Source organism: Streptantibioticus rubrisoli, from assembly GCF_024436055.1.
GTDB lineage: Bacteria > Actinomycetota > Actinomycetes > Streptomycetales > Streptomycetaceae > Streptantibioticus_A > Streptantibioticus_A rubrisoli.
Window position 1 is genome coordinate 106,399 of the sequence record NZ_JANFNH010000004.1, and the last position, 13,066, is coordinate 119,464.

General features: G+C 70.4%; 14 protein-coding genes. 8 read left to right on the plus strand and 6 right to left on the minus strand.

The window, feature by feature from the left end; all coding sequences use genetic code 11:
• Window positions 1-71 precede the first annotated feature (71 nt).
• Both NON19_RS06985 and NON19_RS06990 read left to right on the plus strand, forming a co-directional pair.
• On the plus strand, window positions 72-668 hold the full coding sequence (locus NON19_RS06985) for a TetR/AcrR family transcriptional regulator (protein ID WP_255925770.1): 597 nt from the start codon (window positions 72-74) through the stop codon (window positions 666-668).
• A gap of 17 nt (window positions 669-685) precedes the next feature.
• A complete protein-coding gene (locus NON19_RS06990) occupies window positions 686-1,672 on the plus strand; it encodes an NADPH:quinone oxidoreductase family protein (RefSeq protein ID WP_255925771.1) in 987 nt (328 codons plus the stop codon).
• A 124-nt stretch (window positions 1,673-1,796) separates the two neighbouring features.
• On the opposite strand, the gene NON19_RS06995 is transcribed toward NON19_RS06990, so the two are convergent.
• Window positions 1,797-3,005, minus strand: a complete 1,209-nt coding sequence (locus NON19_RS06995) for an acyl-CoA dehydrogenase family protein (protein ID WP_255925772.1) — start codon at window positions 3,003-3,005, stop codon at window positions 1,797-1,799.
• A 5-nt stretch (window positions 3,006-3,010) separates the two neighbouring features.
• Window positions 3,011-4,039, minus strand: a complete 1,029-nt coding sequence (locus NON19_RS07000) for a phosphotransferase family protein (RefSeq protein WP_255925773.1) — start codon at window positions 4,037-4,039, stop codon at window positions 3,011-3,013.
• Between the two features lie 162 nt (window positions 4,040-4,201).
• On the opposite strand from NON19_RS07000, the gene NON19_RS07005 reads away from it, so the two are divergent.
• Both NON19_RS07005 and NON19_RS07010 read left to right on the plus strand, forming a co-directional pair.
• On the plus strand, window positions 4,202-4,966 hold the full coding sequence (locus NON19_RS07005) for an SDR family NAD(P)-dependent oxidoreductase (protein ID WP_255925774.1): 765 nt from the start codon (window positions 4,202-4,204) through the stop codon (window positions 4,964-4,966).
• 114 nt (window positions 4,967-5,080) lie between these two features.
• A complete protein-coding gene (locus NON19_RS07010; RefSeq protein ID WP_255925775.1) occupies window positions 5,081-6,391 on the plus strand; it encodes a glucarate dehydratase family protein in 1,311 nt (436 codons plus the stop codon).
• Between the two features lie 24 nt (window positions 6,392-6,415).
• On the opposite strand, the gene NON19_RS07015 is transcribed toward NON19_RS07010, so the two are convergent.
• Window positions 6,416-7,816: a GntT/GntP/DsdX family permease gene (locus NON19_RS07015; RefSeq protein ID WP_255925776.1), complete on the minus strand. Its 1,401-nt coding sequence runs from the start codon at window positions 7,814-7,816 to the stop codon at window positions 6,416-6,418.
• Between the two features lie 40 nt (window positions 7,817-7,856).
• Complete coding sequence (locus NON19_RS07020; protein WP_255925777.1) at window positions 7,857-8,351, minus strand: gluconokinase; 495 nt, start codon at window positions 8,349-8,351, stop codon at window positions 7,857-7,859.
• A gap of 115 nt (window positions 8,352-8,466) precedes the next feature.
• Between NON19_RS07020 and NON19_RS07025 the strand changes: the two genes are divergently transcribed.
• Both NON19_RS07025 and nicT read left to right on the plus strand, forming a co-directional pair.
• The gene (locus NON19_RS07025) at window positions 8,467-9,183 is read left to right on the plus strand and encodes a FadR/GntR family transcriptional regulator (protein WP_255925778.1); all 717 of its coding nucleotides are present in this window, start codon (window positions 8,467-8,469) and stop codon (window positions 9,181-9,183) included.
• A gap of 154 nt (window positions 9,184-9,337) precedes the next feature.
• The gene (nicT, locus tag NON19_RS07030) at window positions 9,338-10,474 is read left to right on the plus strand and encodes a Nickel transporter NicT (RefSeq protein WP_255925779.1); all 1,137 of its coding nucleotides are present in this window, start codon (window positions 9,338-9,340) and stop codon (window positions 10,472-10,474) included.
• Window positions 10,475-10,479: 5 nt separating this feature from the next.
• On the opposite strand, the gene NON19_RS07035 is transcribed toward nicT, so the two are convergent.
• Complete coding sequence (locus tag NON19_RS07035; protein ID WP_255925780.1) at window positions 10,480-11,028, minus strand: NUDIX domain-containing protein; 549 nt, start codon at window positions 11,026-11,028, stop codon at window positions 10,480-10,482.
• A gap of 120 nt (window positions 11,029-11,148) precedes the next feature.
• Here NON19_RS07035 and NON19_RS07040 point away from each other — a divergent pair, with 120 nt between their 5' ends.
• On the plus strand, window positions 11,149-12,060 hold the full coding sequence (locus NON19_RS07040) for a LysR family transcriptional regulator (RefSeq protein WP_255925781.1): 912 nt from the start codon (window positions 11,149-11,151) through the stop codon (window positions 12,058-12,060).
• 115 nt (window positions 12,061-12,175) lie between these two features.
• A complete protein-coding gene (gene dmpI / locus NON19_RS07045; protein WP_255925782.1) occupies window positions 12,176-12,358 on the plus strand; it encodes a 4-oxalocrotonate tautomerase DmpI in 183 nt (60 codons plus the stop codon).
• Between the two features lie 81 nt (window positions 12,359-12,439).
• Here dmpI and NON19_RS07050 read toward each other — a convergent pair whose 3' ends face one another.
• Window positions 12,440-12,874, minus strand: a complete 435-nt coding sequence (locus NON19_RS07050; protein WP_255925783.1) for a ribonuclease — start codon at window positions 12,872-12,874, stop codon at window positions 12,440-12,442.
• Window positions 12,875-13,066 lie beyond the last annotated feature (192 nt).

Sequence of the window (13,066 nt, forward strand, 5' to 3'; positions counted from 1 at the left end):
AGCGACGTACCGGTCGGTACGCTGGCAGTCCACCATGGGGGAGCTGTACCAAGAGGAAGGGAACGACGGCCATGGCAGACGGCGGCAACACCCAGGCGGCGACGGTTCCGCAACGGCTGCTGGCCGAGGCCACCCGCCTCTTCGCCGACCGGGGCTTCGACCGCACTTCCGTCCAGGAGATCGTGGAGGCCGCCGGGGTGACCAAGGGCGCGCTCTACCACTACTTCGGCAGCAAGGACGACCTGCTGCACGAGGTCTACGCGCGGGTGCTGCGGCTGCAGACCGAACGGCTGGAGGAGATCGCCTCCGGCGCCGGGACGGTCGCCGAACGGCTGCACCGCGCCGCCGCCGACGTCGTGGTGACCAGCATCGAGAACCTGGACGACACCAAGATCTTCTTCCGGTCGATGCACCAGCTCAGCCCGGAGAAGCAGAAGGCGGTACGAGCCGAACGCCGCCGCTACCACGAGCGGTTCCGCGCACTGGTCGAGGAGGGCCAGCGGGAGGGCACCTTCCGCCCCGAGCTGCGCCCCGACCTCGTCGTGGACTACTTCTTCGGCTCGGTCCACCATCTGGGCACCTGGTTCCGCGCGGGCGGACCGCTGTCCGCCGCCCAGGTGGCCAAGGAGTTCGCAGATCTGCTGCTGTACTCGGTACGGCGGCCCTGAGGTTACGGAGAACCCCTGTGAAGGCATGGCGCGTACACGAGACCGGGGAGCCGCGCGAGGCGATGCGCCTCGAAGAGGTCCCCGACCCGGTGCCAGGACCCGGTGAAGTGCTGGTGCGGGTGCGCGCCGCCAACGTCAACTTCCCCGACGCACTGCTGTGCCGGGGCCAGTACCAGATCCGCCCCGAGCCGCCGTTCACCCCCGGTGTCGAAATGTGCGGCCAGATACTGGAGTTGGGGCCGGGCGTGACCGGACTCCAGCCGGGCGCGCGGGTGATCGCCCCGGTCACGCCGCCCCGGGGGGCGTTCGCCGAGCTGGTCGTCGTCCCGGCGGCGACCGTACTGCCCGCGCCCGACGCCCTCGATGACGCCGAGGCCGCCGCGCTGCACATCGGTTACCAGACCGGCTGGTTCGGGCTGCACCGCAGGGCCGCGCTGAGCGCCGGTGAGACCCTGCTGGTGCACGCGGCGTCGGGCGGCGTCGGCAGTGCCGCGGTACAGCTGGGCAAGGCCGCGGGCGCCACGGTGATCGGCGTGGTGGGGGGCAAGGAAAAGGCCGCGGTGGCCGCCGAGTTGGGCTGCGACATCGTGGTGGACCGGCGTTCGGAGGACTTCGTTGCCGTCGTCAAGGAGGCGACCGGCGGCCGCGGGGCGGACGTGGTCTACGACCCGGTGGGCGGCGACGCGTACACCCGCTCCACCAAGTGCGTCGCCTTCGAGGGCCGCATCGTGGTGGTCGGTTTCACCAGCGGCACCATCCCCACTCCCGCCCTCAACCACGCCCTGGTCAAGAACTACTCGATCCTGGGCCTGCACTGGGGCCTGTACAACACCCACGACCCGGCCGCGATCCACCACTGCCACGAGCAACTGACCCGTCTGGCCGCGGAGTCGAGGATCAAGCCACTGGTTACGGAGCGGCTGCCACTGGCAGAAGCGGCAGCCGCCGTACAGCGCGTGGCCGACGGCACCACGACCGGCCGCCTGGTCGTCAGCCCGGCCTGACGACGCCCCCAGCCGCCGGACGGGCCCGCATCGAGCCCGTCCGGCGATTGAGGACAAGCCGCGCCAGCGGCGCAAACCGGGGGCCCCGGGGGCGAAGCCCCCGGAGGGGCCGGGCGGGCGGGAATCACACGTACTGCCGCAACTCCCGCCGCGCCAGCGACCGCTTGTGCACCTCGTCCGGCCCGTCCGCGAGCCGCAACGTCCGTGCCGCGGCCCACAGTTCGGCGAGCGGGAAGTCCTGGCTGACCCCACCCGCGCCGTGCACCTGGATCGCCCGATCCAGAATCCGCTGCACCGCCGCAGGCGTGGCGATCTTGATCGCCTGGATCTCGGTGTGCGCCCCACGGTTGCCCACCGTGTCCATCAGCCACGCCGTCTTCAGCACCAGCAGCCGCAACTGCTCGATCTCCACCCGCGCTTCGGCGATCCACTCCCGTACCACCCCCTGCGCGGCGATGGGCTTGCCGAAGGCGGTCCGGGCCACCGCGCGGCGGCACATCAACTCGACGCCCCGCTCGGCCATCCCGATCAGCCGCATGCAGTGGTGGATCCGCCCCGGGCCGAGCCGGGCCTGGGCGATGGCGAAGCCGCCGCCCTCCTCACCGACCAGGTTCGCGACCGGCACCCGTACGTCGTGGAAGACCACCTCGGCGTGTCCGCCGTGGTCCCCGTCGTCGTAGCCGAACACCCGCATTCCGCGCCGTACTTCGACACCGGGGGTGTCCCGTGGCACCAGGACCATGCTCTGCTGGCGGTGCCGGTCCGCGGTCGGGTCGGTCTTGCCCATGACGATGAAGATCCGGCAGTCGGGGTTCATCGCCCCGGAGATGTACCACTTGCGGCCGTTGATGACGTACTCGTCACCGACCCGCTCGATTCGGGTTTCGATGTTGGTCGCGTCAGAAGAGGCGACGTCCGGTTCCGTCATCGCGAACGCCGACCGGATCTCGCCCGCGAGCAGCGGTTCCAGCCACGCCTTGCGCTGCTCCTGGGTGCCGAACTCGTTCAGCACCTCCATGTTGCCGGTGTCGGGGGCCGCGCAGTTGAGGGCCGGAGGCGCCAGGTGCGGGCTGCGGCCGGTGATCTCGGCGAGCGGGGCGTACTGGAGGTTGGTCAGCCCGGCGCCGTTCTCGCCCGGCAGGAACAGGTTCCACAGTCCGCGCTTACGGGCCTCGGCCTTCAGCTCCGCCACCACCGGTGGCGGGGACCAGGGGTCGTCCGCCTCGGCGCGCTGCCGGGCGAAGACCGGCTCCGCCGGGTACACGAACTCGTCCATGAAGGCGAGCAGTTGCTGGCGCAGCTCCTCGGTGCGGGCGTCGTATCCGAAGTCCATGCCGTTCAGTCCTTCGTGTTGAGGATGTTCAGGCCGCGGTCGATGAAGGCCGGGACCAGGGTGCCGATGCGGTCGAAGCCCGCGCCCACCGTCTGGCCGAGGGTGAAGCGGTAGTGGATGCCCTCCAGGATCACCGCGAGCTTGAAGTAGGCGAACGCGGTGTACCAGCCGACCGTGGAGGCGTCCCGTCCGGAGCGCTCGGCGTAACGGGCGACCAGCTCGGCGGGTTCGGGATGACCGGGCGCGCCGGCGGTGGTGGCGACCGGTGAGTCGGCGACGGGCAGCCGCTCGCTGTACATGACCAGCAGGCCGAGGTCGGTGAGCGGATCGCCGAGGGTGGACATCTCCCAGTCGAGCACCGCGCGGATCCGGTCGTCCGGGCCGACGAGCACGTTGTCCAGCCGGTAGTCGCCGTGCACCACGGTGGGCGGGCCGGAGATCGGTAGCCGGGCGCCGAGCCGGTCCCGCAGCGCGTCGATGCCGGGCAGTTCGCGGTTGCGGGAGGCGGCGAGCTGCTTGTCCCAGCGGCGCAACTGCCGTTCCAGGAAGCCCTCCGGGCGCCCGAAGTCCGCCAGCCCGGCCGCGGCCGGATCCACCGCGTGCAGATCGACCAGCGTGTCGACCAGCCCCAGGACCACCTCGCGGGTGCGCTCGGGACCGATCCCGGCAAGCTGCCCGGCGGTGCGGTACGGCACCCCGTCGACGTGTTCCATCACGTAGAACGGCGCCCCGATCACCGTCTCGTCGCGGCACAGCAGCAGTGGCCGCGGCACCGGTACGGGCGTCGGGTACAGCCCGGCCAGCACGGTGAACTCGCGTCCCATGTCGTGTGCTGTGGCCAGTACGTGCCCGAGCGGCGGCCTGCGCACCACCCAGCGGGAGGAGCCGTCGGTCACGGCGTAGGTGAGGTTGGAACGACCGCCCTCTATCAGCCGCCCGGTGAGCGGTCCGCTGACGAGGCCGGGCCGCTCGCGGTCCACGTAGGTGCGCAACCGCTCCAGATCCAGGCCGGGGGGATTGTCAGTCGTGGTCATCCGACCATCATGCCGACCAGTCGGTATGGAGTCCAGAGGGTATCGCCGCAAGGGCGACGAAGAGAACGCGTTCTAAGTCTCGCGGGCATCCGCTACCTTCGTGCCGCGATCAAGATCGAACCGATCGGGGTGGCCGACGACCGGCCACAGGGAGGGAACACGATGAATCGATTCGACGGACGGAAAGTGCTGGTCACCGGCGCAGGATCAGGCATCGGGCAGGCGACCGCGCTGCGGCTGCTGGGCGAGGGGGCGACCCTGGTGGCCGCCGACATCAGCGAGGAGGGCCTGAAGCGGACGGCGGAGCGCGCCGACGCCGAGGGGCTGGCGGCGCGACTGACCACCGCCGCCCTGGACATCGCCGACGAGGCGGCCGTCGAGCGCGTGGTCGGCGGCGCCGTGTCCGGTCTCGGCGGCCTGGACGTGCTGGTCAACGCGGCCGGAATCCTGCGCAGTTCGCACACCCACCTCACGACCCTGGAGTTCTGGAACCGGATCATCGGGGTCAACCTCACCGGCACCTTCCTGGTCACCCGCGCCGCACTGCCCTCGCTGCTGGCCAGCGGCCGGGGTGTGGTGATCAACTTCAGCTCCACCTCGGCCTCGTTCGCGCACCCGTACATGGCCGCCTACGCGGCCAGCAAGGGCGGCATCCAGTCCTTCACCCACGCCCTCGCGCTGGAGTACAGCAAGCAGGGCCTGCGGGCCGCCTGTGTCGCGCCTGGCAGCATCCAGTCCGGTATGACCGCCGACCCCGGACTGCCGGAGGACACCGACTGGAGCCTGCTGTCCAAGCTGCTCCCGGCGATCGGCGAGGGCTTCGCGCCACCGGAGACGGTCGCCTCGGTCATCGCGATGCTCGCCTCCGACGACGGTGCCTTCATCACCGGCACCGAGATCAGGGTGGACGGCGGCACGCACATGTAGGGCGTTGCGTGCTCCGCGAACCCAGATGCCGGGCGGCCCCACCAGGTGGGCGCCATTGACCCCCACTTTGGCGGACGCCTAGCCTCTGACTCTGTGGGTGAACGTCATTCACCTATGGGAACGGTGGTCGGCGGTGCCTCGGCGCTCGCCATCGCCGAGGTACGGCTGACCCCGGTGCTGGTCGCCGATCCGCCGCTGTTGAACACCCAGGGCGTCCACCAGCCGTACACCCCGCGGCTGGTCATCGAGGTGGTCACGGCGGACGGCACCACCGGCGTCGGGGAGACGTACGGCGACACCTGCTACCTGGACCTGGCCCGCCCGCTGGCCCGGGCGCTGCCCGGACGCTCGGTCACCGATCTGAACGGCTTGTTCACCTTGGCCGAGAGCGTGTGCGGCGAGCCGGACGGGGTGTCCGAGTCCGTGGACAGCGGTGGGCTGCGCGGGGTGCGGACCGCCGACAAGCTGCGCCTGTCCGTTGTCTCCGGCTTCGAGGTGGCCTGCCTCGACGCGCTCGGCAAGGCCCTCGGCCTGCCCGTGCACGCCCTGCTCGGCGGGCGGGTCCGGTACCGGGTGGAGTACGGCGGGTACCTGTTCTACCGCTGGGCCGAACACCCGGTCAGTGGTGCGCCGTTGGACGACTGGGGTGCGGCGCTCGACCCGGAGGGGATCGTGGCCCAGGCCCGGCGCCTGGCGGCCGACTTCGGCTTCACCTCGTTCAAGCTGAAGGGCGGCGTCTTTCCACCTGATCAGGAGATCGCCGCTGTGCGGGCGCTGGCCCGGGCGTTCCCCGGACACCCGTTGCGCCTTGACCCCAATGGTGCCTGGTCGGTGGAGACCGCGCGGTACGTCGCGGGGCAACTCGCCGGGGTGCTGGAGTACTTGGAGGACCCGACGAGCGGTACCGCCGGTATGGCGCGGCTGGCCCGGTGCGCCGGGATGCCGCTGGCGACGAACATGTGCGTGACGACGTTCGCGGAGATCCCGGAGGCTTTCACCAAGGGCGCCGTCCAGGTGGTGCTCTGCGACCACCACTACTGGGGCGGGCTGCGCCGCACCCGCGAACTGGCCGCCGTCTGCCGGGCGTTCGGGGTGGGGCTGGCCATGCACTCCAACACCCATCTGGGTATCAGCCTGGCCGCGATGACCCATGTGGCGGCCACCCTCCCCAACCTCGACCACGCCTGTGACTCGCATTATCCCTGGCTGACCGAGGACGTCATCACCGCGCGGCACACCTTCCAGGGCGGCCGTCTCACCGTCGGCGACGCGCCCGGCCTCGGTGTGGAACTCGACCGCACCGCCCTGGAGGCCCTGCACTGGCGGTGGTTGGACGACGACGGCACCCTGCGCGACCGCGACGACACCGCCGCCATGCGCAGGGCCGACCCGGCCTGGGCCACCCCGGCCGTACCGCGCTGGTAGTCCGGGGCGGCAGGCCTTCGGGGTCTACAACACCACCGACAGAGCCAGCACCAACACGATCGCCACCACGGAGATCACCGTCTCCATCGCCGACCAGGACTTCAGGGTCTGCGGGACGTCCATCCCGAAGTACTCCTTGACCAGCCAGAAGCCCGCGTCGTTCACATGGGAGAAGAACAGCGAACCGGCGCCCACCGCGAGCACCAGCAGCGCCGTGTGCGTGGTGGTCATCCCCGTGGCCAGCGGGGCGACAAGTCCGGCCGCCGAAATGGTGGCCACCGTCGCGGAACCCGTGGCGACCCGGACCAGCAGCGCGATCATCCACCCCAGCAGCAGCGGCGAAATGTGCCAGCTGTGCGACCAGTTGAGGATCATCTGGCCGATACCAGCGTCCACCAGCACCTGCTTGAACCCGCCGCCCGCGCCGACGATCAGCACGACGCCCGCGATCGGAGCGAGTGACCGCTCCACGGCCGCCGATATCCGCTCCCTGGAGAACCCGGCTGGCCGCGCCAGCGTGAACATGGCCAGCAGCACCGCGGCGAGCAGCGCCACCATGGGAGTGCCGATCACGTCGAACGCCCGGTAGACCAGGCTGCTCTGGTCCTTCACCAGCACGTCGACCAGCGCCTTGGCCAGCATCAGCACCACCGGCAGCAGCATGGTGCACACCGTCGGCACGAAGCCGGGCCGCCGGGTGAGCTCGTCGCGGGCGCGGGCGGGCGTCAACCGCTCCGGCGGCACCGCCTTGACCCAGCGGTCGGCCAGCCGCCCGAACAGCGGTCCGGCGATGACCACCGTCGGGATCGCCACCAGCACGCCGAGCGCCAGCGTCGTCCCCAGGTCCGCGTGGATCGCGGCGACGGCGGCCAGCGGCCCGGGGTGCGGCGGCACCAGACCGTGCATCACCGACAGGCCCGCCAGCGCCGGAACGCCCACCCGCATCAGCGACTGGTTGCCGCGCCGGGCGACCAGCAGCACCACGGGGACCAGCAGCACGATCCCCACCTCGAAGAACAGCGGCAGCCCGACCAACGCCGCGATCAGCGTCATCGCCCACGGCAGTCGCTGCTGTCCGGTCCTGGCCAAGATGGTGTCGACGATCTGGTCGGCGCCGCCGGAGTCGGCCAGCAGCTTGCCCAGTATCGAGCCCAGCGCGATCAGCACACCGGTGCTCGCGACCGTCGCGCCGAGGCCGGTGGTGAAGCTGGTGACCGCCTTCGCCAGCGGTGCCCCGGCGACCGCGCCGAGCACGCCGGAGCCGATGGTGAGCGCCAGGAAGGCGTGCATCTTCCAGCGGGTGATCAGCAGCACGATGACGGCGATGCCGACCAGCGCGGCGATGCCGAGCTGGGTGCCACCTGCGTGGGTGATCGGCGGCGGGGCCGGGGTCGCGGCCAGCAGCTCGACGCTGAGTGCGGGCATGGGAACTCCGTAGGACGCGGGGACGGGGGGAGAGGTGGGGCTAGTCGGGCAGTGCGGCGAGCGCCTGCTCGGCGATCTGCGCCGGGCCGCCCTCGATGGGGATCACGGCACCGGCCTCGTCGGGCTCCAGCGGCTCCAGCGCCTCCAGTTGGGAGCGCAGCAGCCCGGCGGGCATGAAGTGCTCCATGCGCGCCGCGAGCCGTGCGGCGATCAACTCCTCGGGCCCGTCGAGGTGGATGAAGAAGAGGTCCGGCGCGGCGGCCCGCAACCGGTCGCGGTAGCGGCGCTTGAGCGCCGAGCAGCTGATCACGCCGCCCTTGCCCCCGCGCTCGGTGATCCAGGCGGCGATGGCGTCCAGCCAGGGCGCCCGGTCGGCGTCGTCCAGCGGATGACCGGCCGACATCTTGGCGATGTTGGCGGGCGGGTGGAAGTCATCCGCCTCGGCGTAGGGGACCGCGAGCCGTTCCGCGAGCAGTCCGCCCACCGTGGACTTGCCCGAACCGGACACCCCCATGACGACGACCAGGTGTGACATCCGCTGAGACCTCTTCCTCTGAAGGACGCGTTCAATAAACGCCATAGGTACTACTTATTCAAGAGTCTGTGATGTAAAAGTCATATGAGAGTGCGGGCGGAATAAGCTGTGCCCCATGCCTCAGCAGGAAGCCCGGCAGGGCGAAGGCGGTCTGCACGCCCGCGTACTGGCCGAACTCGGCCCGGCCATCGCCTCCGGGGAGTATCCGCCGGGCACCGTGCTGCGCATCGACGAACTGGAACAGCGCTACGGCGTCTCGCGCACCGTCGTCCGCGAGGCGGTCCGGGTCCTGGAGGCGATGCACCTGGTGGAGACCCGGCGCCGGGTCGGTATCACCGTGCGCCGCACCGAGGAGTGGAACGTCTTCGACCCGGCGGTGATCCGCTGGCGGCTGGCCGGACCGGACCGGCTGCGCCAAGTGCGCTCACTGACCATGCTGCGCACCGCCGTCGAACCGGTCGCCGCCTCACTCGCCGCCGTCGCCGCCGACCCAGGCCAGTGCCGCCGCCTCACCGCGCTGGCCGCCGAGATGGCCGCCGCGGGCCGGGCCGGGGACCTGCAGGAGTACCTGGTGCACGACGTGGCCTTCCACCGGGTGGTGCTGGAGGCCTCCGGCAACGAGATGTTCGCCCGCCTCGGCGATGTGGTCGCCGAGGTGCTCACCGGCCGCACCGAGCACCACCTGATGTTCAGCGCCCCCGACCCGGCGGCCGTCACCCTGCACGTCCAGGTCGCCGAGGCGGTACGGGCCCAGGACGCCGAGGCCGCGGAGCGGCTGATGCGGGAGATCTGCGTCGGCGCACTACGTGAGCTGGACATCCTCGCGCCCTGATACTGCTCCGACGCGCCCCTTGTGCTGCCAGTAGCTCGTTATTGCATGTAATGTGCAGTAGCGGTTCAATGCCGAAAGCGCTCTGACGGCAGCCGAGCTGTGCGGGAGCCGCGCCCGCGCACCGTACGCACCGACGCACAGGGGGACCCGACCCATGGCCACGACCGGTATCCAGCCAGCTCCGGCGCTCAGCCGAACACGCCAGATACGCCAGTCGCTGACCCGCGCCGAGTGGTCACGGCTGGGCGGCATGGCCGGTTTCATCCTGCTGCTGCACATCGTCGGCTTCGGTGTCCTGGTCGCCTTCGTGGTCCCCGGGCACTACAAGCTCGGGACCGGCGCCTTCGGCCTGGGCACCGGCCTGACCGCGTACACCCTGGGCATGCGGCACGCCTTCGACGCCGACCACATCGCGGCCATCGACAACACCACCCGCAAGCTGATGGCCGACGGCCAACGGCCGTTGTCGGTGGGGTTCTGGTTCTCGCTCGGCCACTCCTCCGTGGTCTTCGGGTTGACCTTCCTGCTCGCGCTGGGCATCAAGGCGGTCGGCACCGGCTTGGCCGACGCCAACTCCCAACTGCACAACGTCGGCGGCCTGATCGGCACACTGGTCTCCGGCTTCTTCCTGGTGCTGATCGCCGCCATCAACCTGGTGGTGCTGATGGGCCTGGTCAGGGTGTTCCGCGGCATGCGGCGCGGCGAGTACGACGAGGCCGAACTGGAAGCGCAGTTGAACAAGCGCGGCCTGATGAACAGGATCCTCGGCCGGACCACCGGCGCGGTCCGCAAGCCCTGGCACATGTACCCGATCGGCTTCCTGTTCGGCCTCGGCTTCGACACCGTCACCGAGGTCAGCCTGCTGGTGATGGCCGCGGGCTCGGTCGCCTCCGGGCTGCCCTGGTACGCGATCATCTGCCTGCCGGTGCTGTTCGCCGCCGGGATGTCGCTGCTGGACGCCATCGACGGCTCGTTCATGAACTTCGCCTACGGCTGGGCCTTCTCCAAGCCGGTCCGCAAGGTCTACTACAACCTCACCATCACCGGACTGTCGATCGCCGTCGCCCTGATCATCGGCGGCATCGAACTGCTCGGCTTGATCGGCGACAAGCTCTCGCTCACCGGCCCGTTCTGGGACTGGGTCGGCTCCGTCGACCTCAACACCGTGGGGTTCTGGATCGTCGGCCTGTTCGTGGTCACCTGGGCCGTGGCGCTCGCGGTGTGGAAGTTCGCCCGCATCGAGGAGAAGTGGGACCACGGTACGCGCACCGCCGAGGAACCCGCCCGCTAGCCCGCTCAGTCAGCGCTGCCGCCGACGGTGCCCTCTCCACTGCGTACGGCCTGGAGTTGCAGGTACGCTTCCAGCCCGTCCGGCACCCACTCCCACTCGCCGAGCCTGCGCTCCAGTTCCTCCTCGGTGACGAAGGCGTGCCAGGCGATCTCCTCCGGCTGCGGATGAACAGGCAGCGCGCACTCCACCTCGTAGACCTTCGACCACCAGGTGTGCTCGGGGGTCTCGTACAGGAACCGCAAGACCGGCGTCGGCCGCGGCAGCCCCTGCACGCCCAGTTCCTCCTCGGCCTCCCGCAGCGCCGCCTCGTCGTAGCTCTCGCCCGCGCCGACCACCCCGCCGACGAACATGTCGTAACGCGACGGGAAGACAAGCTTGTCGGGGGTGCGGCGATGCACGAAGATCCGCCCCCGCGGGTCGCGGGCGAGCACGAAGACGCATCGGTGCCGCAGCCGCTTGCGGTACGCCTCACCACGCGGCGCCTGACCCGTCACGCGGTCGTTCTCGTCCACGATGTCCAGCAACTCGTCCGCCGAGCGTCCCTCGTCAGCCATGACGCCATCCAAGCAGAGCGCCCGCCGCGGTCGGCGCAACTTCGGCGCGTACGGTCGGTGCATCCGGCGCGGTTCGCCGGTAGCCAAGCACCGACCAGCCGTTGACCCAAGGACGCGACCGTGGAAATACGCCAGCTCCAGTACTTCACCGCTGTCGCCGAGGAGTTGCACTTCGGGCGCGCGGCGGAACGGCTGCACATCGGCCAACCCGCGGTCAGCCAGCTGATCCGCCGCCTGGAGCGCGAACTCGGCGTCGAACTCTTCGACCGTTCGTCCCGGCACGTACGGCTCACCCCCGCCGGTACCCGGCTCCTGCCGGAGGCGCGAGCGGTACTGGCCGCGGTGGCACGGGCGCGGGCGGTCGTGGCGGAGCAGTTGGCGGCGGAGCGCGACAGCCTGCGCGTCGGCACCAGCACGGGCATGGGGGAGCGGCTGGACGATGTGCTGACCGCGTTCGCCGAACTCATCCCGCAAGCCGCCGTCGAGCTGCGCTACGTGCCCACCCGGGAGCGCCTTGAACAGGTGGCGCAGGGCGTGCTGGACGCCGCGTTCGTACGCGGAGAGCAGGAGGAGGACGAGCGGTTGCGCATCGTCCCGGTATGGCAGGAGCCGCTGCTCGCCGTCCTTCCGGCGGCGCATCCGCTCGCCGCCCGCGATGAGTTGCCGCTGGCGGAGCTGGCCGCGCTGCCGCTGCGGCTGACCCCGCGCCGCAACAACCCACCCCTGGTGGACCTGGTGTTGTCCGCGTGCCGTGCCGCGGGCTTCGAGCCGGTACCGGGACCACCCAGTACCGCACTGCAGGACACCCTGACGGCGATCGGCTCCGGCACACCCATGTGGACCGTTGTGTACGCCGCGCACGCGGCCCAGTTGAGGGCCTCAAGGGTGGCGTTCGTGCCGTTCCGCGTGCCGGGATTGACGATCACCACCTCACTCGCGCTGCACCGCTCCCGGCCACCACGGCTTGCGCGGGAACTGCTGGAGGCGTGTGCACGGGCGCGGGTGCGGTGGACCGGCGATCACGTTCGCTGATCGCAGTGAGTGGCGGATGCGCCTTGGTGCGGGTCGCCCGCCGCGGTGAACTGGGGACATGCCGGTGAGCGGTCCGGAACGGCCGGACCCCGCCGGGGAGTTGAAGGAGTGCGTCATGCCCAACGTCATCGTGCAGCAGGGTCCCCGCAGCGTCGAGCTCAAGCGCGACCTGGTCCGCCGGATCACCGACGCGTTCGTCGACGCCTACCAGATTCCGGTCGACACCGTGTCTGTCTGGATCCAGGAGACCCCGGCCGACAGCTGGGGCTCGGGTGGGAAGCTCACCGCCGACAAGTGAGGCCGCTCATCGGAACGGGTCCGTTCGCCTGATCTCCATCAGGTTGGCGGACCCGTTCGGGCGTGTGGGGGGACAGGGGGTTCAGCAGCTCGGGTCGATCTGGCTGAACGAGGAGTAGTGGTCGGCGGTGTAGTAGTCCGTGCCGTCGTCACCGGTGACGATGCGGCGGGCGCCACGGGTGCTCACGCCGGGGGTGATGACGGTGTACGCGTGGTAGTAGCCGTACGACTCCGACGGGAGGACGCCCTCCCGGTTGTCGAAGACCTCACCGTCCTTGGAGAACGGGAACGGCCCGCCCTGGGCGATCAGGTTGAGCGTGTCGTCGGCCTGGCTGGGCAGGGCGGACTGGCACACGGTGCCGACGTCGAAGGGCTGTACGGCCAGGGCCGAGGCGGCGGGCGCGGCGGTGGCGGCCTGCGCGGGTCCGGCCAGCGCGGTGGCGGGGCCGATAATGATCGTTCCGGCGAGGATCATCGCGGAACCACGAGAAAGCAACGCGCGTAGAGGCATTCGCATATGGCCAGTGTGGTGTGGCGTATGCGTGACGTGAAAGTGTCTCGCGGGAGGATTCACTTGACGTTTACCTGACAACTCTGCGGCGTGGTCGACATGTGGCGGAACCGTGTTGACCAGGTGTCCGGCAGGTGGCCTGACGGTAAGCCGGATCGAACGGCTCCGCTTGAGCCGTGGCGAACGTACACCGATTCG